Source organism: Shinella sp. 838, from assembly GCF_029623935.1.
Lineage (GTDB): Bacteria > Pseudomonadota > Alphaproteobacteria > Rhizobiales > Rhizobiaceae > Shinella.
The window spans coordinates 669,124-693,022 of record NZ_JARSBQ010000002.1 but is presented as its reverse complement, the minus strand read 5'-3'; the positions used below and the strand labels follow the sequence as shown (position 1 = coordinate 693,022).

Annotated in this window: 23 protein-coding genes and 3 tRNA genes; 12 read left to right on the top strand and 14 right to left on the bottom strand. The window is 65.1% G+C overall.

Features of this window, described 5'->3' with window-relative positions:
- Window positions 1–107: 107 nt before the first annotated feature.
- From P9A16_RS11060 to P9A16_RS11010, 11 genes are all read right to left on the bottom strand, one after another.
- Window positions 108–764 (bottom strand): hypothetical protein, encoded by a 657-nt coding sequence (locus tag P9A16_RS11060; RefSeq protein ID WP_023513866.1) that lies wholly within the window; start codon window positions 762–764, stop codon window positions 108–110.
- Window positions 765–768: 4 nt separating this feature from the next.
- Window positions 769–2,073: an NADH-quinone oxidoreductase subunit NuoF gene (nuoF, locus tag P9A16_RS11055; protein WP_023513867.1), complete on the bottom strand. Its 1,305-nt coding sequence runs from the start codon at window positions 2,071–2,073 to the stop codon at window positions 769–771.
- 5 nt (window positions 2,074–2,078) lie between these two features.
- A complete protein-coding gene (locus tag P9A16_RS11050; protein WP_023513868.1) occupies window positions 2,079–2,705 on the bottom strand; it encodes a hypothetical protein in 627 nt (208 codons plus the stop codon).
- Window positions 2,706–2,717: 12 nt separating this feature from the next.
- Window positions 2,718–3,854 carry an NADH-quinone oxidoreductase subunit E gene (locus P9A16_RS11045; RefSeq protein ID WP_023513869.1) on the bottom strand — a complete coding sequence of 379 codons (1,137 nt, stop codon included), beginning with the start codon at window positions 3,852–3,854 and terminating at the stop codon, window positions 2,718–2,720.
- Window positions 3,855–3,870: 16 nt separating this feature from the next.
- A complete protein-coding gene (locus P9A16_RS11040; protein WP_023513870.1) occupies window positions 3,871–4,113 on the bottom strand; it encodes a hypothetical protein in 243 nt (80 codons plus the stop codon).
- Window positions 4,113–5,303 carry an NADH-quinone oxidoreductase subunit D gene (locus tag P9A16_RS11035; protein WP_023513871.1) on the bottom strand — a complete coding sequence of 397 codons (1,191 nt, stop codon included), beginning with the start codon at window positions 5,301–5,303 and terminating at the stop codon, window positions 4,113–4,115. The genes P9A16_RS11040 and P9A16_RS11035 overlap by 1 nt, the downstream gene beginning before the upstream one ends.
- Before the next feature lie 48 nt (window positions 5,304–5,351).
- On the bottom strand, window positions 5,352–5,957 hold the full coding sequence (locus tag P9A16_RS11030) for an NADH-quinone oxidoreductase subunit C (RefSeq protein ID WP_023513872.1): 606 nt from the start codon (window positions 5,955–5,957) through the stop codon (window positions 5,352–5,354).
- 18 nt (window positions 5,958–5,975) lie between these two features.
- Entirely contained in the window at window positions 5,976–6,557 is a 582-nt protein-coding gene (locus P9A16_RS11025; RefSeq protein ID WP_023513873.1) for a NuoB/complex I 20 kDa subunit family protein, read from the bottom strand.
- Entirely contained in the window at window positions 6,548–6,913 is a 366-nt protein-coding gene (locus P9A16_RS11020; RefSeq protein ID WP_024270867.1) for an NADH-quinone oxidoreductase subunit A, read from the bottom strand. The genes P9A16_RS11025 and P9A16_RS11020 overlap by 10 nt, the downstream gene beginning before the upstream one ends.
- 569 nt (window positions 6,914–7,482) lie before the next feature.
- Window positions 7,483–7,559: transfer RNA gene (locus P9A16_RS11015), tRNA-Asp, on the bottom strand.
- Between the two features lie 47 nt (window positions 7,560–7,606).
- Window positions 7,607–7,683 (bottom strand) — tRNA-Asp (locus P9A16_RS11010).
- A 243-nt stretch (window positions 7,684–7,926) separates the two neighbouring features.
- Here P9A16_RS11010 and P9A16_RS11005 point away from each other — a divergent pair.
- The 4 genes from P9A16_RS11005 (at window position 7,927) to P9A16_RS10990 (ending at window position 10,567) form a co-directional block, all read left to right on the top strand.
- Window positions 7,927–8,002, top strand: a tRNA-Val gene (locus tag P9A16_RS11005).
- A gap of 319 nt (window positions 8,003–8,321) precedes the next feature.
- Complete coding sequence (locus tag P9A16_RS11000; protein WP_278025689.1) at window positions 8,322–10,088, top strand: adenylate/guanylate cyclase domain-containing protein; 1,767 nt, start codon at window positions 8,322–8,324, stop codon at window positions 10,086–10,088.
- Window positions 10,089–10,202: 114 nt separating this feature from the next.
- A complete protein-coding gene (locus tag P9A16_RS10995; protein WP_037408003.1) occupies window positions 10,203–10,382 on the top strand; it encodes a hypothetical protein in 180 nt (59 codons plus the stop codon).
- Window positions 10,383–10,390: 8 nt separating this feature from the next.
- On the top strand, window positions 10,391–10,567 hold the full coding sequence (locus tag P9A16_RS10990; RefSeq protein ID WP_156032026.1) for a hypothetical protein: 177 nt from the start codon (window positions 10,391–10,393) through the stop codon (window positions 10,565–10,567).
- A gap of 132 nt (window positions 10,568–10,699) precedes the next feature.
- Here the strand turns inward: P9A16_RS10990 and P9A16_RS10985 are convergent, their stop codons facing one another.
- Window positions 10,700–11,242 carry a Pycsar system effector family protein gene (locus P9A16_RS10985; RefSeq protein WP_023511904.1) on the bottom strand — a complete coding sequence of 181 codons (543 nt, stop codon included), beginning with the start codon at window positions 11,240–11,242 and terminating at the stop codon, window positions 10,700–10,702.
- Between the two features lie 183 nt (window positions 11,243–11,425).
- Here P9A16_RS10985 and P9A16_RS10980 point away from each other — a divergent pair, with 183 nt between their 5' ends.
- Window positions 11,426–13,384 (top strand): CHASE2 domain-containing protein, encoded by a 1,959-nt coding sequence (locus tag P9A16_RS10980; protein ID WP_023511905.1) that lies wholly within the window; start codon window positions 11,426–11,428, stop codon window positions 13,382–13,384.
- Window positions 13,385–13,387: 3 nt separating this feature from the next.
- Here the strand turns inward: P9A16_RS10980 and hutC are convergent, their stop codons facing one another.
- Window positions 13,388–14,197, bottom strand: a complete 810-nt coding sequence (gene hutC / locus P9A16_RS10975; protein ID WP_081870647.1) for a histidine utilization repressor — start codon at window positions 14,195–14,197, stop codon at window positions 13,388–13,390.
- A 31-nt stretch (window positions 14,198–14,228) separates the two neighbouring features.
- Window positions 14,229–15,575: a formimidoylglutamate deiminase gene (locus P9A16_RS10970; protein WP_024270865.1), complete on the bottom strand. Its 1,347-nt coding sequence runs from the start codon at window positions 15,573–15,575 to the stop codon at window positions 14,229–14,231.
- A gap of 113 nt (window positions 15,576–15,688) precedes the next feature.
- Here P9A16_RS10970 and hutI point away from each other — a divergent pair, with 113 nt between their 5' ends.
- From hutI to P9A16_RS10935, 7 genes are all read left to right on the top strand, one after another.
- Entirely contained in the window at window positions 15,689–16,912 is a 1,224-nt protein-coding gene (hutI, locus tag P9A16_RS10965; RefSeq protein WP_278025688.1) for an imidazolonepropionase, read from the top strand.
- Between the two features lie 42 nt (window positions 16,913–16,954).
- Entirely contained in the window at window positions 16,955–18,490 is a 1,536-nt protein-coding gene (gene hutH, locus P9A16_RS10960; RefSeq protein WP_023511973.1) for a histidine ammonia-lyase, read from the top strand.
- Window position 18,491: 1 nt separating this feature from the next.
- Window positions 18,492–19,292: an N-formylglutamate deformylase gene (hutG, locus tag P9A16_RS10955; RefSeq protein WP_023511972.1), complete on the top strand. Its 801-nt coding sequence runs from the start codon at window positions 18,492–18,494 to the stop codon at window positions 19,290–19,292.
- A 16-nt stretch (window positions 19,293–19,308) separates the two neighbouring features.
- Window positions 19,309–20,985, top strand: a complete 1,677-nt coding sequence (gene hutU, locus P9A16_RS10950; RefSeq protein WP_023511971.1) for a urocanate hydratase — start codon at window positions 19,309–19,311, stop codon at window positions 20,983–20,985.
- A gap of 42 nt (window positions 20,986–21,027) precedes the next feature.
- On the top strand, window positions 21,028–21,615 hold the full coding sequence (locus P9A16_RS10945; protein WP_278025687.1) for a HutD/Ves family protein: 588 nt from the start codon (window positions 21,028–21,030) through the stop codon (window positions 21,613–21,615).
- Window positions 21,616–21,699: 84 nt separating this feature from the next.
- Window positions 21,700–22,686 (top strand): aldo/keto reductase, encoded by a 987-nt coding sequence (locus tag P9A16_RS10940; RefSeq protein WP_023511969.1) that lies wholly within the window; start codon window positions 21,700–21,702, stop codon window positions 22,684–22,686.
- A 124-nt stretch (window positions 22,687–22,810) separates the two neighbouring features.
- A complete protein-coding gene (locus P9A16_RS10935) occupies window positions 22,811–23,587 on the top strand; it encodes an ABC transporter substrate-binding protein (protein WP_023511968.1) in 777 nt (258 codons plus the stop codon).
- Window positions 23,588–23,899: the final 312 nt, after the last annotated feature.

The window sequence follows — 23,899 nt, the reverse complement described above, 5'->3', positions numbered from 1 at the left end:
TGACCCGGGAAAATCCCGCGTCGCGCCAGCGCCATTCTCTCCGGCGTCCGCTCGGGGCTTTCGCCCGTCCCGTACGCCCTTGTTCCATCTGCCGGGTCCGGCGGGGATTACCCCCTGCCCTTCGCCAGCGCCTTTGCCTGCTCCACCCAGCCGTCGCGGGCGATACGCCCCGCGAAACCGAGTTCGGCTTCGATCCTTGCGACACCGGCAGGCGTGAGGCCCGCGATGTCGGCATACCGCCGGAAGCCCATGCCGTTCAGCACCTGCTCCAGCTTCGGCCCAATCCCCGAAATCGCTTTCAGGTCGTCAGCCTTGGCGGCCTTTGCCGTCGGCGCCTTGCGCGCCGGCCGGACTTCCACCGTCTTCGGCGTCGCACTCTTCTCGCGCGCCACCTTCACCGTCTTCGCCACAGCGGGCTTTTCCGCCTTCGGCACCACGGTCAGCACCGGCTTCGCCTTGACCGGTTCGACCGGCTGGGGCTCCGCTTTCGCCTCCGCCAGCGCCGCGGCTTCGTCGAGCGCCACCTTCGCCCGCTCCGCCGCGCTCTGCATCAGGCCGAGCATTGCGCCTGCCATCTGGCCTGCAATGCCGAAACCGATCGCGGTCGTCGCGGCGATTGCCGCCACCGGGTGGGCCATCAGCGGGTGCAGCGGCACATCCGGCATTTCCTTCAGCCACGGTGCGAGCCCGAAAGGGTCACCGCCGCCGGCTTCCGCCGGCTGAACTCTGGTTGCATTCGCATCCTGTCCTGCCGGCGTCTTCATCTTCTTACTCCGCCGCTTCCAGCACGGCGCCATGCGCCATGGCGTTGGCCGTGTACTGATCGATGCGCGCCTCGATTTCCGGGCGGAAATTGCGGATGAGGCCCTGGATCGGCCAGGCCGCCGCATCGCCGAGGGCGCAGATCGTGTGGCCCTCGATCTGCTTCGTCACGTCGAACAGCATGTCGATTTCGCGCTTCTGCGCATTGCCCGTGACCATGCGCTTCATGACGCGCATCATCCAGCCGGTGCCTTCGCGGCACGGCGTGCACTGCCCGCAGCTCTCGTGCTTGAAGAAGGCCGAGATGCGCCAGATCGCCTTGATGATGTCCGTCGAGCGGTCCATGACGATCATGCCGCCGGTGCCGAAGGAGGATTTCACCTCGCGCAGGCCGTCGAAGTCGAGCGTCACGTTCATCATGTCCTCGGCCTTGACGACCGGGCAGGATGCGCCGCCGGGAATGACGGCAAGCAGGTTGTCCCAGCCGCCGCGAATACCGCCGCCGTGCTTTTCGACCATCTCCTTGAAGGAGATGCCCATGGCCTCCTCGACCGTGCAGGGACGGTTGACGTGGCCGGACATCATGAACAGCTTGGTGCCGACATTGTTCGGGCGACCGAACGAGGAGAACCAGCTGGCGCCGCGGCGCAGGATGGTCGGCGTCACGGCGATGGATTCGACGTTGTTGACCGTCGTCGGGCAGCCATAGAGGCCCATATTCGCCGGGAACGGCGGCTTCAGGCGCGGCTGGCCCTTCTTGCCTTCGAGGCTTTCGAGCAGCGCGGTCTCTTCGCCGCAGATATAGGCGCCGGCGCCGTGGTGAACGTAGATGTCGATGTCGTAACCGAGCTTGTTGTTCTTGCCGAGAAGGCCGGCGTCATAGCACTCGTCGATCGCCGCCTGCAGCGCCTCGCGCTCGCGGATGAACTCGCCACGCACATAGATATAGGCGGCGTTGGCGCCCATGGCGAAGGAGGCGATGACACAGCCTTCGATCAGCGTGTGCGGATCGTGGCGCAGGATGTCTCGGTCCTTGCAGGTGCCGGGCTCGGATTCGTCGGCGTTGACGACGAGGTAGTGCGGACGGCCGTCGGATTCCTTCGGCATGAAGGACCACTTGAGGCCCGTCGGGAAGCCGGCGCCGCCGCGGCCGCGCAGGCCCGAAGCCTTGACCTCGTTGATGATCCAGTCGCGGCCCTTTTCGAGCAGCTGCTTCGTGCCGTCCCAATGCCCCCGGGCCATGGCGCCTTTCAGCGACTTGTCCTTGGTGCCGTAGATATTGGTGAAGATACGATCCTGGTCCTTAAGCATGGTTCTTACCCGCCATTTTCCGTGGCATTGCCCGCGCCGAAGACGCGTCTGGCAATGAATTGAAACGCTACGCCGCCGGCAACCGCACTGCCCGCCGCCTTCAGCAGCAGCAGCGCGACGGCGCCCATGTCGGTGGTCTGCAGTCCGTCCTTGAACGCGGTCTGCTCACCGACTTCCACTCCCAGGACCTCGGAAGGCGCCAGGAATGTCGAATAGACAAAGTAGCCGAACCCGACAAGCGCACCTGCCAGATAGGCCGGCGACTTGAACGGATTGGTGCGGACGGCATGAAGGTCGTCCAGCGACTTGCGGAACTTGTTGGCCACCCAGTAGAAGAACAGGCCGGCCAGCAGCGATGTCAGAACGACGGAAAACGGATCCGTCCTGCCGCTCATCACCACGTTGAAATAGGCCGCAAACAGCGCCATGCCGACGCCCACGGCTTTTGGCCAGTGCTTCTCGATGAAGACGACCGTCGGGTTGGCCGCGCGCGGCTCGTCCGCACGCACCATCACACGGCTACGATCGCCCGACACCTGGTGCGGACTGGCGGCCTGCGGCAGACGCACGGACGCCGTCGGGGTTTTAGCCCCGACACCGGTCTCCATGCCCTTCTTGCCGAATGTCGCCATCGGTTCCCTGCCTTACCGCGGCTTCTTGCCGAAGACGCGGATGTATTCCGCTTCGCCGCCCTTGGCGAGCGCCTTGGCCTGCTTGACCCAGTCGTCGCGCTCGATGCGGCCCTTGAAATTGAGATAGGAATCGACCCACTCGCGCTCCGCCTTCTTCCAGGCCGCGACCTGCGCGAAGGTGAAGATGCCGAGCTCGTGGAGAATACCCTCGATCTTCGGGCCGACGCCCGAGACGAGCTTGAGGTCGTCAGGCGTTTCCGGGCGGGCAATGCCGGCCGGACGGTTCTTGTCTTCCAGCGATGGCTTGCCGACGGCGGCCGCGACCGGCTGCTTGGCGGCGGCATCGCCACCTTCGGCGCGCGTGTCGCCGGTCGCCTTGGTGTTGGCAGCGGCTTCCGCCTTGGCGTTTGCCGGCGTCTTCAGCTTGGGATCGGTCTCGACGGCATCCGTCTTCGGCTTTGCGGCATTCGACGGGGGAACGCTGACGCTTTCCTCCTCGGTCTTCTTGGCGCGGGCCGGGGCCTTCTTTGCGGCCGCTTCCGGTTCGTTGAGGCTGGTGAGGCCACCGACCGGGGCGGAGAAGATGCGATCGACCTGCGGGCCGGTCTCGACCGTCGAGCCCTTGCCGGCATCGAAACGGTCGATGATGTGCTCAAGCTGCGTCGCCGTCAGGTCTTCATAGCTGTCCTTGAAGATCATGATCATCGGCGCGTTGACGCAGGCGCCCTGACACTCGACCTCTTCCCAGGAAAGCGTGCCCGTCTCGTTAAGATGGAAGGGCTCGGGATGGATGCGCTTCTTGCAGACGTTGATGAGGTCTTCCGCGCCGCGCAACATGCAGGGCGTCGTGCCGCAGACCTGGACATGGGCGCGCGTACCGACCGGCAGCAGCTGGAACTGGGTGTAGAAGGTCGCGACCTCGAGCACACGGATATAGGCCATGTCGAGCATGTCGGCGACGGATTCGATCGCCGCCTTGGTGACCCAGCCGTCCTGTTCCTGCGCCCGCATCAGGAGCGGAATGACCGCCGATTGCTGGCGGCCCTTCGGATACTTGTTGATCGTTGCCTTGGCCCAGGTCGCATTCTCCTTGGTAAAGGCGAAGCTCGCGGGCTGGACATTGTCATCGGCTAGTCGACGAACGGACATTCTGTAACGCCTTGTCTCAGTTAATCTGCCGGCACTGCGTTTGCGTCGTGTTGACGAATTCGCAGGCGTAGGCCGACGTGTCTTTCTGCATGAATACGACGTAGCGGCTGCCGTTCGGCGCCGCCGCCTTGATCTCGTAGCCCTGGCTTGCCAGCTGGCCCATGGAGGCGCTGGACGCACCGACCTGCACCTCCTCCTGCGCGCCGGCGACAGCGGCGCTTCCCAGGAAGATCAGTGTGGCAAGGGCTAGTTTCGGCATCAGCGATCGACCTCGCCGAACACGATGTCGAGGGAGCCGAGGATCGCCGAGACATCGGCGAGCTGGTGGCCGCGACAGATGAAGTCCATCGCCTGAAGATGGGCGTAGCCCGGTGCGCGGATCTTGCAACGGTACGGCTTGTTGGTGCCGTCGGCGACGACGTAGACCCCGAATTCGCCCTTCGGCGCCTCGACGGCCGCATACACTTCGCCGGCAGGCACATGGTAGCCTTCCGTATAGAGCTTGAAGTGGTGGATAAGCGCTTCCATCGAGCGCTTCATCTGGCCGCGCTTCGGCGGCACCATTTTGCCGTCGATCGAGGAGACCGGGCCGACCTTGGCATCGCCCAGAAGGCGATTGACACACTGGCGCATGATCTTGGCCGCTTCGCGCATCTCGATCATGCGGATGACATAACGGTCGTAGCAGTCGCCGTTCTTGCCGATTGGGATATCGAAATCGAGGTCGGAATAGCACTCATAGGGCTGCGAGCGGCGCAGGTCCCAGGCCGCGCCCGAGCCGCGTACCATGACGCCCGAAAAGCCCCAGGCCCAGCAGTCTTCCAGCTTCACAACGCCGATATCGACGTTGCGCTGCTTGAAGATGCGGTTGCCGGTCAGAAGCTCGTCGATGTCGTCGACGGTCTTCAGGAACGGGTCGATCCACTTGCCGATGTCTTCCACCAGCTCGTGCGGCAGGTCCTGGTGCACGCCGCCGGGACGAATATAAGCCGAGTGCATGCGCGCACCACAGGCCCGCTCATAGAACACCATCAGCTTCTCGCGCTCTTCGAAGCCCCAGAGCGGCGGCGTCAGCGCGCCGACATCCATGGCCTGCGTCGTGACGTTGAGGAGATGCGAGAGGATGCGGCCGATTTCGGAATAGAGCACGCGGATCAGCTGGCCGCGGATCGGAACCTCGGTGCCCGTCAGCTTTTCGACGGCGAGCGCGAAGGCATGCTCCTGGTTCATCGGCGCCACATAGTCGAGGCGGTCGAAATAGGGCACGGCCTGAAGATAGGTCTTCGTCTCGATCAGCTTCTCGGTGCCACGATGCAGCAGGCCGATATGCGGATCGACGCGCTCGACGATTTCGCCGTCGAGTTCGAGCACGAGGCGGAGAACCCCGTGCGCCGCGGGATGCTGGGGCCCGAAGTTGATGTTAAAGTTACGAACGTTGTGCTCGTTCATGCCGCTTGCTCCAGAAGCCGGCGCCCAATCGGGTCGCCTGACCCAAAATCAGTTCGTCTTCGCCTTCTCGTCACCCGGCAGCACGTAATCCGTGCCCTCCCAGGGAGAGAGGAAGTCGAAGTTGCGGAATTCCTGCTTCAGTTCGACAGGTTCGTACACGACGCGCTTGACCTCGTCGTCGTAACGCACTTCCACGAAGCCGGTCGTCGGGAAGTCCTTGCGCAGCGGGTGCCCCTCGAAGCCGTAGTCGGTGAGGATGCGGCGCAGGTCCGGATGGCCGGTGAAGAGAATGCCGTACATGTCATAGGCTTCGCGCTCGAACCAGTCCGCGCCCGGATAGACCGGGAAAGCAGAGGGCACAGGCACGTCCTCGCCCGTTGCGACCTTGATGCGCACGCGAAGATTCTGGCGCGGCGACAGGAGGTGGTAGACCACGTCGAAACGCTCGGCGCGGGCCGGCCAGTCGACACCGCAGATATCGATAAGATTGACGAACCCGCACTGCACGTCGTCGCGCAGGAAAGTCAGAAGATCGAGGATGCGCGCACCGTCCGTCTTCAGGGTGAGTTCGCCATAGGCGATGTCGGCGGAGGCGACGAGATTGCCTGCCGCTTCGCCGATATGGGAGGAAAGCTCCTGGAGGGCTTCGCTCATGTCTAAAGTCCCCTGCCCTTAACGCTCGATCGTACCGGTCCGGCGGATCTTCTTCTGCAGCAGGAGCACACCGTAAAGGAGCGCTTCCGCCGTGGGAGGACAGCCTGGTACATAGATGTCGACCGGCACCACACGGTCACAGCCGCGCACCACCGAATAGGAATAGTGATAGTAGCCGCCGCCGTTGGCGCAGGAGCCCATCGAGATGACGTAACGCGGCTCGGGCATCTGGTCGTAGACCTTGCGGAGCGCAGGCGCCATCTTGTTGGTCAGCGTACCGGCGACGATCATGACGTCGGACTGGCGCGGCGAGGCGCGCGGCGCAAAGCCGAAACGCTCGACGTCGTAGCGCGGCATCGACAGCTGCATCATTTCAACGGCGCAGCATGCAAGGCCGAAGGTCATCCACATCAGCGAGCCGGTACGGGCCCAGGTGATGAGTTCATCCGTCGAGGTGACGAGGAAGCCCTTGTCGGCGAGCTCGTTGTTGATCTCGCCGAAGAAGGCGTCGTTGCTGCCAATGGGCTTGCCGGTGTTGGGATCGATGATCCCCTTGGCCTGCGGCGCAACAAGCGTCGTGTTGGTGTGGGCTACTCCCATTCGAGCGCTCCCTTCTTCCATTCGTAGATAAAGCCGATGGTCAGCACACCGAGGAAGATCATCATCGACCAGAAGCCGAACCAGCCCATGTCGCCGAAGGAGACGGCCCAGGGAAAGAGGAAGGCCACTTCGAGGTCGAAGATGATGAAGAGGATCGACACCAGATAGAAGCGGATATCGAATTTCATGCGCGCATCGTCAAACGCATTGAAGCCGCACTCGTAAGCGGAGAGCTTTTCCGAATCGGGGGCCTTGTATGCGACGGCAAACGGCGCGACCAGCAGTGCAATGCCGATCACGAGCGCGATACCGATGAAGATGGCGATCGGGATATAGGAACCGAGAAGTTCAGTCATTGGCGTCCATCCTGCCTGCTCGTGGCGCCGGAGAGACGCCTGTTGGTCCAAGACCTGCAAGCCGAGAAAGTATGTTGCAACGCCCCGTCGTTAGCGCAGTGAGCGCCCCCGCGCAAGGCTTTGTCCGGCTTTCGCCCCATTCATTGTGTTCTTTTCCGGGCGACCAGCAAATGCCTGCCGCAAAGCCATTTAAATCGTTACGATTTCACGACCGCCGCAATGCGGGACGTTTCGCCGCAGCTGCGAAGAAAAAAGTCTGATAAATCGCTCCTTCTACCGATTTACATTGAAATCGGGCAGCATGGACAGAGCCGCCGATCGGCCCTGCAAAGCGACACCCCCTCTCCCCCTTTTGCCCGGCCCTCTCTTTTCGGGGAGGCAGGATTCGCCGTCAGGCACCAAGGCAAATCATGGCGACTCACAACGGCGGCTCGAAACGAGCGAATCCGACGCCCGAGAAAGGGAGCCGCACGAATCCCGGCTACCGCGAAAACGAAACAGATTTGAAAAGGAGGACACGGCGAAGCGACGTGAGAAAAACGCTGCAATGCCTTGGAGAGAAAGAAGAATGGCGCGAGTGACGGGGCTCGAACCCGCGACCTCCGGCGTGACAGGCCGGCACTCTAACCGACTGAGCTACACCCGCGCATCTTATGGCCTTGCGGCCCCGCATGTTTCGTCCGGCCTTTCGAGTGGCGCGAGTGACGGGGCTCGAACCCGCGACCTCCGGCGTGACAGGCCGGCACTCTAACCGACTGAGCTACACCCGCATCCTCGAAAGCGTCCGGAAGGCGAACCATCCGTCCCGAGCGGCCTGCGCCGTTCGATGAGCGGCTAACTAAGGGGTTCGCCTTTGGGTGTCAAGCAGGTTTCACGACAAAAGAATGACGTGTCCGAAAATGTTTCCACAGCCTTGGGCATCTTCATGGTCGCATTCAAAAAAATGCAAAAACTTTGCGATTGCCTCTTGCGGTTTGATCCGGTTCCGCATAGATCACGGCCACCAACGCGGCGGGCGATTAGCTCAGTTGGTAGAGCGCCTCGTTTACACCGAGGATGTCGGGAGTTCGAGTCTCTCATCGCCCACCATTTCCCCCCAGAATTCAAATTTCCCCGAGAATTCAACGCGCTCCGCGCGGGGAAACGGTATTTCAAAGCTCCGCCTGCCCCTACCCCGCCTTTCCAAGGCTGCGCGTTTCCCTGCGCAGATCGCGGAGAATTGTCCTGCGGTGCGGCAGATTCCGATTGCAATCGGAACCCGAGCGACTAGTTGACTCAGGAAAGAGCGGCTTCACACGGAAAGTTCCGTCGATAATGTCCAGGTATCGGTAATCGGCCACGAGATCGGGCAGGACGCCACGCCATCCCGCGGATGGATTTTGGATTTTTGGCAGATGAGGGATTTTGCTTGAGCGGCAAGGTGGCGCCGGGACAGCGTTTTGGCAGCGAAACCGACGAACGCCCGGCGGCCTCCCGGGCGTTTTTGCGCCGGTTGCGGCTGTGGACGGGCCTCACCCTTTTCCTCTACGCCACGATGCACCTTCTCAATCAGGCCTTCGGCATTCGTTCGCTCGAGGCGATGGATATGGCGAGCCGGGTGCTTTTCCATCCTTGGCAGAGCCCGCTGGGACGGGTGCTGCTTTACGGCGGGCTCCTCATCCATGCGTCGCTCGGGCTGCGTGCGCTCTACCGGCGGCGCCATCTGCGTCTGCCTGCAGTCGATGCGGTGCAGCTGGTCTTCGGGCTGGCGATTCCGGCCGTCCTCTTCGCCCATGCCGGCGCAATCGCCTATCTGAAGGGCGTCTACGGCGCGCGAATCGATTTCGACAAGACCGTCTACACGCTTTGGGTCGCCAGCCCCGATGCCGGCCTGCCCCGCCAGTTCCTGCTGATCCTCGTCGTGTGGATCCACGGATGCCTCGGTGTACGCGCCTGGCTGCGCGGAAAACCCTGGTATCCGCGTTTCGTGCCGATCCTGATGTCGCTCGCCACCCTGCTGCCGGTGCTGGCGATCCTCGGCTTCATCAATGCCGGTCTCGATATGCGCGATCTCGCGGCCCAGGGCGCGGAGGCCCTGCGGCCCGGTCTTCTCGACCTGCCGGGTTCGCCGGCCGCGCTTGCGGCCGCCGAGGCCAATGCCGTCGCAAACCGCCTCACCATGGGCTATCTCGCGCTGCTCGCCGGCATCTTCATCCTGCGCATGGCGCGCGACTGGCATGCCACCCGGTTCGATTCGGTCCGGATCACCTATCCGGGCGGGCGCGTCGTCTCCGTTCCGGTCGGCTTCAGCGTGCTCGAGGCGAGCCGCTGGTCCGGCGTTCCGCATGCGTCCATCTGCGGCGGCCGGGGCCGCTGCTCGACCTGTCGTGTCGAGATCACCGCAGGCGGCGAAACGCTGCCGGCCCCGGCGGGTGACGAGCAGCGCCTGCTGCGGCGCATCGGAGCGCCGCCATCGGTGCGACTCGCCTGCCAGATTCGACCGGAACAGGACCTCACGGTCGTGCCGCTCGTGCATTCTGCCACCGCGGCCCAGCTGCCGAAGGGCCAGCTCGGACCGGTGACGGCCGCCCGGCGGGAGGCGGAAGTGGCAGCGCTCTTCGTCGACCTGCGCCAGTCCACGCGCCTTGCCGACGACCGCCTGCCCTACGATACCTTCTTCATCGTCGAACGCTACATCAAGGCCGTGTCCTCGGCGGTGCGGGCGAGCGGCGGTCACGTCATCAACATCGCCGGCGACGGCGTCATGAGCGTTTTCGGCACCGACGGGCCGACGCATGATGCCGCCCGCGACGCCTTTCGCGCGGCGTTGCGGCTGTGGGAGGGGATCGACGCCCTGAACGAGGAGCTGCGACAGGAACTGAGCGAGCCGCTGCGCATCGGCATCGGGCTGCATGTCGGGGTCGCGGTTGTCGGAACGGAATGGACGGGCGGCCTCGAAGGCACTCCCTTCCTCGGCGATACCGGCAATGTCGCCGCGCGCCTCGAGGCTCAGACCAAACAGCTCGGCGCCACCCTGATCGCCTCGAAGGAGGCGGTCCTGATGGCGGCGGGCGTACCGAACGACCTCACCTTCGCCCCCGTTATGCTGGTCGGAAAACAGGAGCCGATAGAGGTCCTTTGTTTTCGCGACAGCGACGCGCTTCGCCAGCTCGTCGGCGCCGCCGCTTCCGGCTAACGCGCCGCGGCATTGCCACCACATCCTCCGCCACTGTCCTTTCGGCCGCGTTCCCATGCGTGCTGGACAACCGCTTGACAGCCGCCATCAAAAATAAGAACATAAAGAGAACAAATGGAGGTGCCGATGCAAAGCGATGCCGTTGAACGCGCCCTGGCCGAAGTTGCCGCCTGCCGGGCCCTGCGCGAAAAGCAGCAGGCTCACAGGGCGGAATTCCAGCGCAAGCTGGAGGCGGTCGCCAAGCCTCTCTATGTGCTGAAGTCCAAGGCGCAGCTGGAGCTGCGGCTGCAATGATGCATGTTATGAGACGACCGGGCGGCATCGTGCGCGAAGAGGCCGCCGAAATCCTCGCCCTTCACAACGGCAATGCGCTGGAGGCCCTGCGCACATTGATTGCCGAACGGGACGCCGTCGAGGAACGGCTTGCCGTCGCAACGCTTATCATGCGCCGGCAATGGGAGGCGGACGATCAGCGATGATGCCCGACAGATCGCTCAGGAAGGCGATCAGATCCGGCGCTTGCGCTGGACATCGGGAGGCAAGCAGACCCGGATGTTTGTCCGACAGGTGACGGTGGACGTTCCCCGACACCACGCGCCAGGACAAACAACCTAGCGCGTCGCAAGCAGCGCCACGTAAGCAATGACCGTCATCAGCAGCCCGCGGAAGGCGAAGCCGACAAAGCGGTACTTGTCGCGGGCGATGGAGGCCATCGCATCGGCATTCTGCATGTATTGTTCGAAGAGATAGCCGACATCACGGTCATGCGCCGCCTTGCGGAAACCCTCGCGGTGATGCGGCCAGGCCCCCCAGAACAGCGATGTCGCCTTGTCGACCCGGCGTGGCAGCACGACGAGGATTGCCGAGACGATGGAGAAGATCAGCGCGAAGGCAAGCAGGCCGGAAAGGGCGATCGCCGTGAGGTTGCCTTCCGCATAGCGCGACCAGGTGAAGACAGCGCGGCTTTCGGTGGAGGTAACCAGCAGCGCGAGCATGAAGGTGAAGATATAGGCAGCCTTCTGGTCGGAAATCTTCACCTGATCATAGAAGACGTCGTTGATGCGGCGGATATGGTCGAAATGCTCGAGCGCAATGCCCTGCGTGCCGTCAAGGGCCCGCTCGAGGATGGTCTGCCGCGTTTCCAAAGCCGTCATGTCGCGTCTGCCCCTGCTGCGCTTGTCCCGTGATAGCCGAGTGCCTTGAGAAAGCAACGGCCGCCCCTCCACACCGCTTGACTTTTTCAGGGCGATGTCGAGTTCTGGTTGCATGCTGAACCTCGCCCCGCCCCCCGGTCCGCCGACCCCAGCTGCCTTGCGGCGCGCCAACCGGAGCCACCCATGAGCGCGGCGCTGCGCCTTCCTCACCGCTGGTCGCGCCGCACCCGGCGGCTTGCCGTTCTGGCCCTTGCGGTCATCACGCTCGTCTCTGCCCTGACACAGCTGCCGGCCTGGTCGCTCGCGGACCTGCGCGCCTTCGATTATCTCTCCACCGTCGACGATCCGCGCCCGCCGGCCGGCGGACCGGTGGTCGTCGCGATCGACGAGCCGTCGCTGGCGGAAATCAATGCGCAATGGCCCTGGCCGCGCGAACTGCACGGCCGGCTGGTCGAAAGCCTGCGCAAGGCCGGCGCCACGGCGATCGGCCTCGACATCATCTTCGCAGAGCCGTCCAACCCGGCCTCCGATGCCGCCTTTGCCGCAACGCTCGGCCCCGATGTCGTTCTGGCCGGCGACGAAAGCGTCATCGTCACGCCGCAGGCCGAGCAGCTTCTGCGCACGACGCCGCTGCCGGCATTCACCGAGGCCGGCGCGGTGACCGGTATCGCCGCGATCACGCTCGGCGGTGACGGCGTCTTCCGCGACCTGCCGCGCTACGAGGATGGCTTTGCGCTTGCGCTGGCCCGCATTGCGGGCACGCCGGCAGTCTCGCCAGAGGGCAAGCTCCTGCAATCCTACGGCCCCGCGCGCAGCTACCCGACGGTCTCCTACTATCAGGCACTCGATCCGGACAACATGCTGCCGAAGGATACGTTCAGGGGCCGCGTGGTGGTGGTCGGCCTCAGCCTACAGAATGCGCCGGTCATCAATTCCGGCGGTGCGGACGCCTTCGCCACGCCCTATACCGTCCATACCGGCCGGCTGGTGGCGGGGGCCGAAATCCAGGCGACGATCCTCGACAATCTCACCGCCGGCGCGGCGATCACCCGCGCCGGCACGCCGCTCGCCATCACCGCCGTCGCGCTCGCCGCCCTGCTTTCGGCGGCGATCGTGCGGCGCGCGACAAGGTGGCAGACGGTCGTGCTCAGCGTCCTCGCAAGCGCCGGCCTCGCTCTCCTCAGCTTCGCGTTCATGCGCGAGGCCAACCTTTTCGTTTCACCCATCGGCCCGACCATTGCGCTTCTCATGGTCGCAGCCGGCCAGACGGCGCTCGACTATGCCGAAGAGCGGCGCCAGCGCCGCGAGATCGTGCGCGCCTTCTCGCAATATCTCTCGCCCGCCCTCGTCGAGCGCCTCGCACGCGACCCCTCGCAGCTGAAGCTCGGCGGCGAGCGGCGCACGCTCTCCATCCTGTTTTGCGACGTGCGCGGCTTCACCACCATCGCCGAAACGATGAAGGACGATCCGGAGCAGCTGACGACGCTGATCAACCGGCTGCTGACCCCCCTGTCCGACATCGTGCTCAAGCACGGCGGAACGATCGACAAATATATCGGCGACTGTGTGATGGCCTTCTGGAACGCGCCGCTCGACGACGAAAACCATGCCCGGCATGCCGTGGCCGCCGCGCTCGACATGCTCGACGTGATGGCGATGCTGAATGCGAAACTCCAGGCGGAGGCGGCGGCGAGCGGAAACACCCATCATGCGCTGCGCATCGGCATCGGCATCAACACCGGCGAATGCGTGGTCGGCAACATGGGCTCCTCGCAGCGCTTCGACTATTCGGTGCTCGGCGATGCGGTAAACCTCGCCTCGCGTCTCGAAGGCGCCTCCAAGGCCTATGGCGTGCCGCTGCTTATCGGCGAAAGCACGGCCAGGCTGGCGTCGGCGGATTTCGCGGTGCTCGAACTCGACCGGATCACCGTCAAGGGCCGCAGCCTCGCTGCCCCCGTCTTCACCGCAATCCGCATCCTGCCGGACGCGGCGAAGGCACTGCATGCCCGTTTTGTCGAAGAGAAATATGCCGGGCGGCTCGCCGCTGACGATGCGGCCTTCGATACGCTGATCGAAGCCGCCCCGACGCTGGCACCGTACTATGCCACCGTGCGGGCCGAACACGCGACCGGCGGAGCGTAGGCCTCAAGCGCCCTGCTTGGGGTGCGAAGGGGCGAATTCGGCGACGAGCTCGTGTTTCTCGCCGGGATAGGTCAGCCGCACATGGGTGACATAAAGGCCGCCGCTCCAGGTGCGCCGCTCCACGACGAGGCAGGGCGTTCCGGGCGCGATCGCCAGAAGCTCGGCGGCGCGGGCATCGGCCCCGACCGCGCGGATGCGGTGTTCGGCGGCGCTCCAGGGCACGCGGCTGATCAGCCAGGCGCCGGGCGCGATGTCGTCAAAGCTTTCCTCGGCCGCTTCCGGCACGGCTTCGAGATTGATCAGGCGGTCTTCCAGGCAGAAGGGCTGGGCGCCGGCGAAATGCAGGGCGGAAATGTCCGTCAGGCGGGCTGATTCGGAAAGCTCCATCAGCCGCCGGTCGGCGGCCCTCGCCGCGCGGTTAACCCGTGTGCGCCGCTCGTAGCGATACGGCAGGCCGAGCGATTCGACCTCCAGGCGGATGTCGTGGATCTCGAGCACCGCGGATTGGGCATGCGGGTGGGTGACGTAGCTGCCGGATTTGCGCCGGCGCTCGATCAGGCCGCGCTTGACGAGCTCGGTGATCGCCTTGTTCACCGTCATTCGCGAGCACTGGTATTGCTCGGTCAATTCGTGCTCGAAGGGGATGCGGTGGCCCGGCGGCCATTCGCCCGAAAGGATCCTGCCCTCCACATCCTCCAGGATGCGGCGGTGCAGCGACGGCTCCTTGGCCTCGGGCTGCCTGTTGTCCTCGACGGTGGAAATGGTCGCCTCCGCGCTTGCCGGGCGCAGATTCGCCCGGTCGGGAAAAGTCATAAGAAAGGCGGGGGCGCCTTTCAATACGTCGTCAGGCCTCGGCCAGCGCCCGCATGGTGGCCGTGAAGCGCCGCCCGACCGCCTCGCGTGCCACATGGCGGCCGCCCTCGACCTGCCGGCAGCCGTTCACCCAGACGCAATCGACCGTCGCACCATTGGCGAAGATCCAGCCGTCGAGCAGCGCATCGCCCGCAAGATCGAGACCATGCCGTGCCTTGAGGCTGACGAAATCGGCGGCACGCCCGGCCGAAAGGCCCGATTCGGCACCGAGCGCCGCCGCGCCGCCAAGCAGCGCGCCGTCGAAGAGCGCCCGGCCCGTCGAACCGCCGGGGGCGGCCAGCACGTTGCGGGCGCGGTGGGCGAGACGCTGCGAGTATTCGAGCTGGCGCAATTCGTCCGGCAGGCCGATCAGCACGTTGGAATCCGAGCCGACGCCGAAGCGGCCGCCATGAGCCATAAAATCCGGTGCCGGGAAGGTGCCGTCGCCGAGATTGGCCTCCGTCACCGGGCAGAGGCCGGCGATCGCCCCGGTCTTCGCCATGCCGCGCGTTTCGGCCTCCGTCATGTGCGTCGCGTGGATGAAGCACCAGCGGCCGTCGACCGCCTGGTTGTCGAGTAACCACTCCACCGGACGGCGGCCGGACCAGGCAATGCTGTCCTCGACTTCCTTGACCTGCTCGGAAATATGGATGTGGACCGGCGCATCGCCGGCCATGGCCACGACGTCGGCAAGCTCGTCCGGCGTGACGGCGCGCAGGCTGTGCGGGGCGACGCCGGTGATGCCGGCGGGCAGCGTATCGGTCAGCGCGCGGCAGCGCTCCAGCACTGCGCCATAGGACCGCCGGTCGTTGATGAAGCGGCGCTGGCCCTCGCCCGGCGCGGTGCCGCCGAAGCCGGCATGGGCGTAGAAGACGGGCAGCAGCGTCAGCGCGATGCCGGTCTCGGACGCCGCTGCGGCGATGCGCACGGCCATTTCGGCGATATCGGCATAATGCCCGCCATCCTTGTCATGGTGCAGGTAATGGAACTCGCCGACGCGTGTATAACCAGCCTCCAGCATCTCGACATAGAGCTGGCCGGCGACCGCTTCCACATCGTCGGGCGTCATGGCGAGCGCGAAGCGGTACATGACGTTGCGCCAGCTCCAGAACGAATCGCTGCCCGGCCCACGGGTTTCCGCCAGTCCTGCCATACCGCGCTGGAAGGCGTGGCTGTGCAGGTTCGGCATGCCGGCGACGATGGTGTCGTGGCGCTCGTCGCCCGGCGCCGGCGCGGCACCGGTTTCGAGCGTCGCGATGCGGCCGTCCACGATGCCCATACGAACATCCCTCGCCCAGCCGCCCGTAAGCAGCGCCTGCCTTGCATGAATGACGGCCATGGCCCGTTCCTTCTCCCGATGGTGCATCCTGGCGCCGCGCCGGCAAATTGGCTCTTGCGCCCCTCATAATTATGTATATACATTATATTCATCACAGGGAAGAGGCAATCACGATGACGACACCGGAAAAGGACGGTCCCCGAGTCTGGCGCAATGCCCGGCTCGCGACGCTCAAGGAGAGCCTGCCGGACCTTGGTATCGTCGAAAACGGCGCGATCGCCGTCCGCGACGGCCGCATCGCCTTTGCCGGCCCCGAGGCCGAGCTTCCCGCAGAATTCTCCGCCGCGGAGGCCATCGACTGCGAGGGCCGCTGGATCACGCCGGGCCTCATCGACTGCCATACCCATCTCGTGCATGCCGGCGACCGCGCCCATGAATTCGAGCTGCGCCTTGCCGGCGCCTCCTATGAGGAGATCGCCCGGGCCGGCGGCGGCATCGTCTCCTCCGTCAAGGCGCTGCGCGCGGCGAGCGAGGACGAGCTGGTACGCCAGACCCTGCCCCGCCTCGACGCCCTGATCGCCGAGGGCGTGACGACGGTCGAACTGAAATCCGGTTACGGCCTCGATACCGAGAACGAAGTGAAATCCCTGCGTGCTGCACGGCGCATCGCGGAGATGCGCGACGTCACCGTGCGCACCACCTTTCTCGGCGCCCACGCGCTGCCGCCGGAAATGAACGGCGACAAGACGGCTTATATCGACAAGGTCGTCGGCGAGATGCTGCCGGCCGTCGCGGCCGAAGGGCTTGCCGACGCCGTTGACGGCTTCTGCGAGGGCATCGCCTTCTCGGCGGAGGAAATGGCAAAGGTCTTCGACGCTGCGAAGGCGCATGGCCTGCCCGTAAAGCTGCACGCCGACCAGCTTTCCAACCTCCACGGCGCGGAAATGGCCGCCCGCTACGGCGCGCTGTCGGCCGACCACCTCGAATACACCGACGATGCTGGCGCGGCTGCCATGGCCAAAGCCGGCACCGTCGCCGTCATCCTGCCGGGCGCCTTCTACTTCATCCGCGAGACGAAGAAGCCGCCGGTCGATCTCTTCCGCAAGCACGGTGTCCGGATGGCTGTTGCGACCGATGCCAATCCCGGCACCTCGCCGCTGACCTCGCTGCTTCTTACCATGAACATGGCCGCGACCCTCTTCGGCATGACCGTCACGGAATGCATTGCCGGCACGACGCGCGAGGCCGCCCGCGCCCTCGGCCTCGTCGACGAGGTGGGAACGCTCGAGGCCGGGAAATGGGCCGATTTCGTCCTCTGGGACATCGGCCGGCCGGCGGAACTGGTCTACCGCATGGGGTTCAACCCCCTGCATGCCCGTATCCGCAGCGGACACTGATCCATTCAACAGGCAGCACAAGGCTGCATCGGGAACTGCACCATGACGATCACGCTCCATCCGGGCTCCGTGCCCCTCAAGACCCTTGAAACCCTCTACTGGACCGGCGAAGCCACCCGGCTCGACGCGTCCTTCGACGCGGGCATCGAGAAGGCCGCCGCGCGCATCGCGGAAATCGCCGGCGGCGACGAGCCGGTCTACGGCATCAATACCGGCTTCGGCAAACTCGCCTCCATCAAGATCGCGCCGGCCGATGTCGCGACCCTCCAGCGCAACCTGATCCTGTCGCATTGCTGCGGCGTCGGCAAACCGCTCGCCGAAAACATCGTGCGCCTCATCATGGCACTGAAGCTGATCTCGCTCGGCCGCGGCGCGTCGGGCGTGCGCATCGAGGTCGTGCGCCTCATCGAGGCGATGCAGGCCAGGGGCGTCATCCCGGTCATCCCGGAACAGGGTTCCGTTGGCGCCTCCGGCGACCTCGCCCCCCTCGCCCACATGACGGCGGTGATGATCGGCGAAGGCGAGGCCTTTTATGCCGGCGAACGCCTTTCCGGCGGCAAGGCGCTGGAAAAGGCCGGCCTGAAGCCCGTCGTGCTCGCCGCCAAGGAGGGCCTCGCCCTCATCAACGGCACCCAGGTCTCGACCGCCCTGGCGCTGACCGGCCTCTTCCGCGCTCATCGTGCCGCCCAGGCCGCCCTCGTCACCGGGGCGCTTTCCACCGACGCCGCCATGGGTTCCTCCGCGCCGTTCCATCCGGATATCCACACGCTGCGCGGCCACAAGGGCCAGATCGACGCCGCCTCCGCGCTGCGCGCGCTGCTTGCCGGCTCCGTCATCCGCGAAAGCCACATCACCGGTGACGAACGCGTGCAGGATCCCTATTGCATCCGCTGCCAGCCGCAGGTCGACGGCGCCTGCCTCGATCTCCTGCGTTCGGCCGCCCGCACGCTCGAAATCGAAGCCAACGCCGTCACCGACAACCCGCTGGTCCTCTCCGACAACAGCGTCGTTTCGGGCGGCAACTTCCATGCCGAACCGGTTGCCTTTGCCGCCGACCAGATCGCCATCGCGACCTGCGAGATCGGTGCCATCGCCCAGCGCCGCATCGCGCTGCTGGTCGATCCCGCCCTCTCCTTCGGCCTGCCGGCCTTCCTCGCCAAGAAGCCGGGCCTCAATTCCGGCCTGATGATCGCAGAGGTCACCTCGGCCGCGCTGATGAGCGAGAACAAGCAGATGGCGCATCCGGCCTCGGTCGATTCGACGCCGACCTCCGCCAACCAGGAAGACCACGTCTCCATGGCCTGCCACGGCGCCCGCCGCCTGCTGCGCATGACGGAAAACCTCTCCGCCATCGTCGGTATCGAGGCGCTGACGGCCGCGCAGGGCATTGAGTTCCGCGCCCCGCTCGTCACCAGCCCGGAGCTGAAGAAGGTCGTCGCCGCGCTTCGCACCGTCGTCGCCACGCTGGAAGAGGACCGCTACATGGCGCCCGACCTTGCCGCCGCCAGCAGCTTCGTCTCCTCCGGCGCGCTCGCCGCCTCCGTCACCAAGGGCATCCTGCCGGTTCTGGAGGCCTGAGGTGGCACTGGTCGGAACCCGGCAGGGCACATCGCCCGTGATTCTCGCCTTCCCGCATACCGGCACGGATGTCCCGGCCGATATCTGGGAACGCCTGAACGACAACGGCCGTATCCTCGCGGATACGGACTGGCACATCGAGCGTCTCTATGCCGGCCTCCTGTCGGAGGTGACGACGGTGCGCGCAACCTTCCACCGCTATGTCATCGACGCCAACCGGGATCCCGATGGTGTCAGCCTCTATCCCGGCCAGAACACGACAGGCCTCGTTCCGGAAACGGATTTCGACGGCAAGCCGATCTGGAAGGACGGCGAGGCGCCGACCGAGGCGGACATTGCCTATCGGCTCGCCCATTTCCACGCGCCCTACCACGCGGCCCTTGCCGCCGAGATCGAGCGCGTCAAGGCGATCCACGGCGTGGCAATCCTCTATGATTGCCATTCTATCCGCTCGCTGATCCCCTTCCTGTTCGAAGGCCGGCTGCCGGATTTCAATGTCGGCACCGACATGGGCCGCACCTGCGCCAGGGAGATCGAAACGGCGACGTTCGAAATCTGCGCCAAGGCCGAAGGCTATACCAGCATCCTCAACGGCCGCTTCAAGGGCGGCTGGACGACGCGCCACTACGGCAGGCCGCAGACCGGCGTGCACGCCATCCAGATGGAGCTTGCGCAGGTCAGCCACCTTGCCACGGAAGCCCTGCCCTTCGCCCTCGACGAGGCGAAGGCCGCAAGACTGCGCATTCCCCTTCAAGACATCCTGAACCGTCTCGAGGCGCTTGCCTCCACCCTCACACGCTGATCCGGGAGAACCAGCCATGACCGACAATCCCCGCCACAACATCCGCGACGTCCGCGCCGCCACCGGCACCGAACGCACCGCCAAGAGCTGGCTGACCGAAGCGCCGCTGCGCATGCTGATGAACAACCTCGACCCCAACGTTGCGGAAAACCCGCATGAACTCGTCGTCTATGGCGGCATCGGCCGCGCCGCCCGCACCTGGGCCGATTTCGACAAGATCGTCGCGTCGCTGCGCGATCTGGAAGACAACGAGACGCTGGTCGTGCAGTCCGGCAAGCCGGTCGGCATCTTCCGCACGCACAAGGATGCCCCGCGCGTCCTTATTGCCAATTCCAACCTCGTGCCGCACTGGGCCACCTGGGACCATTTCAACGAGCTGGATAAGAAGGGCCTTGCCATGTACGGCCAGATGACGGCCGGCTCGTGGATCTATATCGGCAGCCAGGGCATCGTTCAGGGCACCTACGAAACCTTCGTGGAAGCCGGCCGCCAGCACTACAATGGCGACCTCAAGGGCAAATGGGTGCTGACCGGCGGTCTCGGCGGCATGGGCGGCGCCCAGCCGCTCGCCGCCGTCATGGCCGGCGCCTCGTGCCTTGCCGTCGAGTGCAACCCGGACTCGATCGATTTCCGCCTGCGCACCCGCTACATCGACGAAAAGGCCGACACGCTCGACGAGGCGCTTGCGATGATCGACCGCTGGACGAAGGCCGGCGAAGCCAAGTCCGTGGGCCTTCTCGGCAACGCCGCCGAAATCCTGCCGGAAATGGTCCGCCGCGGCATCCGCCCCGACATGGTCACCGACCAGACCTCCGCCCACGACCCGATCAACGGCTACCTGCCGAAGGGCTGGACGATGGCCGAATGGAAGGCCAAGCGCGAAAGCGATCCGAAGTCCGTCGAAAAGGCCGCCCGCGCCTCGATGCGCGAGCACGTCGAAGCGATGATCGCCTTCCAGGACATGGGCATCCCGACCTTCGACTACGGCAACAACATCCGCCAGGTCGCCAAGGAAGAAGGCCTCGAAAACGCCTTCGCTTTCCCCGGCTTCGTTCCGGCCTATATCCGCCCGCTGTTCTGCCGCGGCATCGGTCCGTTCCGCTGGGCCGCCCTTTCGGGCGATCCGGAGGACATCCGCAAGACCGACGCCAAGGTCAAGGAACTGCTGCCCGACAACAAGCACCTGCACAACTGGCTCGACATGGCCGCGGAGCGCATCGCCTTCCAGGGTCTGCCGGCGCGCATCTGCTGGGTCGGCCTCGGTGACCGCCACCGCCTCGGCCTCGCCTTCAACGAGATGGTCAAGAACGGCGAACTGAGCGCGCCCATCGTCATCGGCCGCGACCACCTCGATTCGGGCTCCGTCGCCTCGCCGAACCGCGAGACGGAAGCGATGAAGGACGGTTCGGACGCCGTGTCTGACTGGCCGCTGCTCAATGCCCTGCTCAACACCGCCTCGGGCGCGACCTGGGTGTCGCTCCACCACGGCGGCGGCGTCGGCATGGGCTTCTCGCAGCACTCGGGCGTCGTCATCTGCTGCGACGGCACGGATGAGGCGGCCGAGCGCGTCGGCCGCGTTCTCTGGAACGACCCGGCGACCGGCGTCATGCGTCACGCCGATGCCGGCTACGACATCGCGCTCGACTGCGCCCGCGAAAAGGGCCTGCGCCTGCCGGGCATTCTCGGCAACTGATGCTTGTCGCCCGAAGCTGTGCAGCGGTTCTGGGAGAACGACATGCATAACGGAGCCCGTCTCCTGCGCAACAGCGACCATCGCCGCATGCCGTGGAAGAACGGCGGCGGCGAGACGGTCGAGGTGATCGTCCATCCGGAAGGCGCCAGCCTTTCGGATTTCGGCTGGCGCGTCAGCATGGCGACGGTGGCGAGCGACGGGCCGTTTTCGGTCTTCCCCGGCATCGATCGCACCCTGGCCGTCCTTTCCGGTGACGGAATGGCACTTTCCATCGAGGGGCTCGGCGACAAGCTGCTGACGCCGGTCTGCGCGCCCCTCGCCTTTCCCGCCGATGCACCGACGACCGCCCGACTGACGGGCGGCCCCATCACCGACCTCAATGTGATGACACGGCGGGGCGCCTTCCGGCATTCGCTGACGCACCAGGTTGCGGAAGGGGCCGGAGCGCTTCGCGAGACCACGGGGAAGCGCCTGCTGCTGGCGCTTTCGCCGCTCGGTGTTTCCACCACCGAGGGCCTGATCGGTCTTCACCCGATCGACGCCCTCGTGTTCGATGGCGCGCAGAAGGCGGAGGTGATCCCGACGGGTGAGAAGGCGGCTTTCTATCTGGTAGAAATCACGCCCGTCTGAGCCATCGGCGCAAGCGATTTCCTTGTTCGCCTCCCTGCGGAGTGCTACCTCCCGGCACAACGATTTTTGCCGGGAGACATTTTCATGAGACATCGCAAATTCGGCCGCACGGGTTTCACCACCACGGATATCGGCTTCGGCGCCTGGCAGATCGGCGGCGCCTGGGGTGATGTCAGCGAGGCGGACGGCCGCGCCGCCCTCAACGCCGCGCTCGATGCCGGCATGTCCTTCATCGACACAGCCGACGTCTATGGCGACGGCCGCTCGGAAAAGATCATCGCCGACGTGCTGAAGGGCCGCGGCGGCCAGCGCCCGATGGTGGCCACCAAGGCCGGTCGCCGGCTTTCCCCGCATGTCGCCGATGGCTATACCAAGGAAAACCTCGAAGGCTTCATCGATCGCAGCCTGAAGAACCTCGGCGTCGAACGCCTCGATCTCGTGCAGCTGCATTGCCCGCCGACGGAGGTCTACTACCGGCCCGAGGTCTTCCATGCGCTGGAAGAGATAAAGACCGCCGGCAAGATCGCCAACTACGGCGTCAGCGTCGAGAAGGTCGAGGAAGCGCTGAAGGCGATCGAATATCCCGGCATCGTCAGCGTGCAGATCATCTACAACATGTTCCGTCAGCGCCCGGTGCAGCTCTTCTTCCGGGAAGCCGCCCGCCGTCAGGTCGCCGTCATCGCCCGCGTGCCGCTGGCAAGCGGTCTGCTCTCCGGCAAGATCACGCGCGACACCGCCTTTGCCGCCGACGATCATCGCAACTTCAACCGCCAGGGCGATGCCTTCGACGTGGGCGAGACCTTTGCCGGCGTGCCCTTCGAGACCGGCCTGCAAGCTGTCGAGGAAATCCGCGCCCTGGTGCCCGCCGGCACCGCGATGGCCGCCTTCGCGCTGCGCTGGATCCTGATGGCCGACGCGGTCAGCGTCGTCATTCCCGGTGCGCGCAATGCCGCGCAGGCGGAGGCCAATGCCCGGGCTGCTGGCCTTCCGGCAATTTCGGAAGACGTGATGGAAGCAACGCGCGAGGTCTATTACCGGCTCATCGCGCCCCATGTGCACGATCGCTGGTAAGGAAAATCCGGAGAGTCTCGCGCATCAACTGAAATGATAGCCGACATCATGGCTATCTATTTCGTTTATGCGCGAGGCCGCGCTACCGTTCCCTATCGGTCACAATCACAACAGGGGAACGACCATGAAGAAAATGCTGCTCGCGCTGGCTCTCGCAGGCTCCACGCTGCTTTCCGCCCCGGCTTTTGCCGAGACGCTGAAGATCGGCACGGAAGGCGCCTACCCGCCCTTCAACTTCCAGGATTCCGCCGGCAAGCTTGGCGGCTTCGACGTGGAAATCGGTCTTGCGCTCTGCGAGAAGATGAAGGTCGAATGCGAGGTGGTGGCACAGGACTGGGACGGTATCATTCCCGGCCTCGTCGCCAAGAAGTACGACATGATCATCGCCTCGATGTTCATCACCGAAGAGCGCAAGAAGCAGGTCAACTTCACCGACCCCTACTATCTTGCCGCCATGACCCATGCGGCGCCGAAGAATTCCGGCATCACCGATTTCACCAATGAAGGCATGAAGGGCAAGACGATTGGCGCCCAGTCCGGCACCACGCAGGCCGATTTTGCCGCCGCCGTCTATCCGGATGCGGACATTAAGCTCTATCCGACGCAGGACGAGGTCAATCTCGACATGGCGAACGGCCGCCTCGACGTGCAGGTCGGCGACATGATCCCGCTGCTCGACTGGGTCACCAAGAACGACGACGGCAAGGCCTGCTGCGAGCTGATCGGCGAGCCGATCACCGACAAGAAGTTCGTCGGCGAAGGCGTCGGCATTGCCGTGCGCCAGGAAGACAACGACCTGCGCGAAAAGCTGAACGCCGCGTTGAAGGCCATCCGCGAGGACGGCACCTACAAGAAGATCAACGATAAGTATTTCTCCATCGACATCTATACGATGAAGTAAGCCAACCTCTTCCGCGTTGTGGTCAGGCTCGACTGGACCATGACGCGGCAGCGGATGGGACGATGTGGACATCAGACTGAGGCGGCTTCGGCCGCCTCTTTCGTTTTCGGGATCAAGGGACGAAACGGAAGAGGCTCCCGCCCCGCGCAGCATTTATGGGCCGCGTAAAAAAGGCTTCGCCTTCTCCCTCGTCCGCCGACCTGACCAGAAACGGATAGGGATCCAGCGCCCGCCGCGGGCGAAACTCCATCCGCGCCGCCACCCCGTCCGCCAGGAGGCCATCGAGATACGCCCCCGCGAGGCCGCTGGTGC

Bases quoted from the DNA above. Each gene is read 5' to 3' on its own strand.
- P9A16_RS11060 (WP_023513866.1), bottom strand. From the start codon at position 764: ATGAAGACGCCGGCAGGACAGGATGCGAATGCAACCAGAGTTCAGCCG.
- nuoF (WP_023513867.1), bottom strand. From the start codon at position 2,073: ATGCTTAAGGACCAGGATCGTATCTTCACCAATATCTACGGCACCAAG.
- P9A16_RS11050 (WP_023513868.1), bottom strand. From the start codon at position 2,705: ATGGCGACATTCGGCAAGAAGGGCATGGAGACCGGTGTCGGGGCTAAA.
- P9A16_RS11045 (WP_023513869.1), bottom strand. From the start codon at position 3,854: ATGTCCGTTCGTCGACTAGCCGATGACAATGTCCAGCCCGCGAGCTTC.
- P9A16_RS11040 (WP_023513870.1), bottom strand. From the start codon at position 4,113: ATGCCGAAACTAGCCCTTGCCACACTGATCTTCCTGGGAAGCGCCGCT.
- P9A16_RS11035 (WP_023513871.1), bottom strand. From the start codon at position 5,303: ATGAACGAGCACAACGTTCGTAACTTTAACATCAACTTCGGGCCCCAG.
- P9A16_RS11030 (WP_023513872.1), bottom strand. From the start codon at position 5,957: ATGAGCGAAGCCCTCCAGGAGCTTTCCTCCCATATCGGCGAAGCGGCA.
- P9A16_RS11025 (WP_023513873.1), bottom strand. From the start codon at position 6,557: ATGGGAGTAGCCCACACCAACACGACGCTTGTTGCGCCGCAGGCCAAG.
- P9A16_RS11020 (WP_024270867.1), bottom strand. From the start codon at position 6,913: ATGACTGAACTTCTCGGTTCCTATATCCCGATCGCCATCTTCATCGGT.
- P9A16_RS10995 (WP_037408003.1), top strand. From the start codon at position 10,203: ATGGAGGTGCCGATGCAAAGCGATGCCGTTGAACGCGCCCTGGCCGAA.
- P9A16_RS10990 (WP_156032026.1), top strand. From the start codon at position 10,391: ATGAGACGACCGGGCGGCATCGTGCGCGAAGAGGCCGCCGAAATCCTC.
- P9A16_RS10985 (WP_023511904.1), bottom strand. From the start codon at position 11,242: ATGACGGCTTTGGAAACGCGGCAGACCATCCTCGAGCGGGCCCTTGAC.
- P9A16_RS10980 (WP_023511905.1), top strand. From the start codon at position 11,426: ATGAGCGCGGCGCTGCGCCTTCCTCACCGCTGGTCGCGCCGCACCCGG.
- hutC (WP_081870647.1), bottom strand. From the start codon at position 14,197: ATGACTTTTCCCGACCGGGCGAATCTGCGCCCGGCAAGCGCGGAGGCG.
- P9A16_RS10970 (WP_024270865.1), bottom strand. From the start codon at position 15,575: ATGGCCGTCATTCATGCAAGGCAGGCGCTGCTTACGGGCGGCTGGGCG.
- hutI (WP_278025688.1), top strand. From the start codon at position 15,689: ATGACGACACCGGAAAAGGACGGTCCCCGAGTCTGGCGCAATGCCCGG.
- hutH (WP_023511973.1), top strand. From the start codon at position 16,955: ATGACGATCACGCTCCATCCGGGCTCCGTGCCCCTCAAGACCCTTGAA.
- hutU (WP_023511971.1), top strand. From the start codon at position 19,309: ATGACCGACAATCCCCGCCACAACATCCGCGACGTCCGCGCCGCCACC.
- P9A16_RS10945 (WP_278025687.1), top strand. From the start codon at position 21,028: ATGCATAACGGAGCCCGTCTCCTGCGCAACAGCGACCATCGCCGCATG.
- P9A16_RS10940 (WP_023511969.1), top strand. From the start codon at position 21,700: ATGAGACATCGCAAATTCGGCCGCACGGGTTTCACCACCACGGATATC.
- P9A16_RS10935 (WP_023511968.1), top strand. From the start codon at position 22,811: ATGAAGAAAATGCTGCTCGCGCTGGCTCTCGCAGGCTCCACGCTGCTT.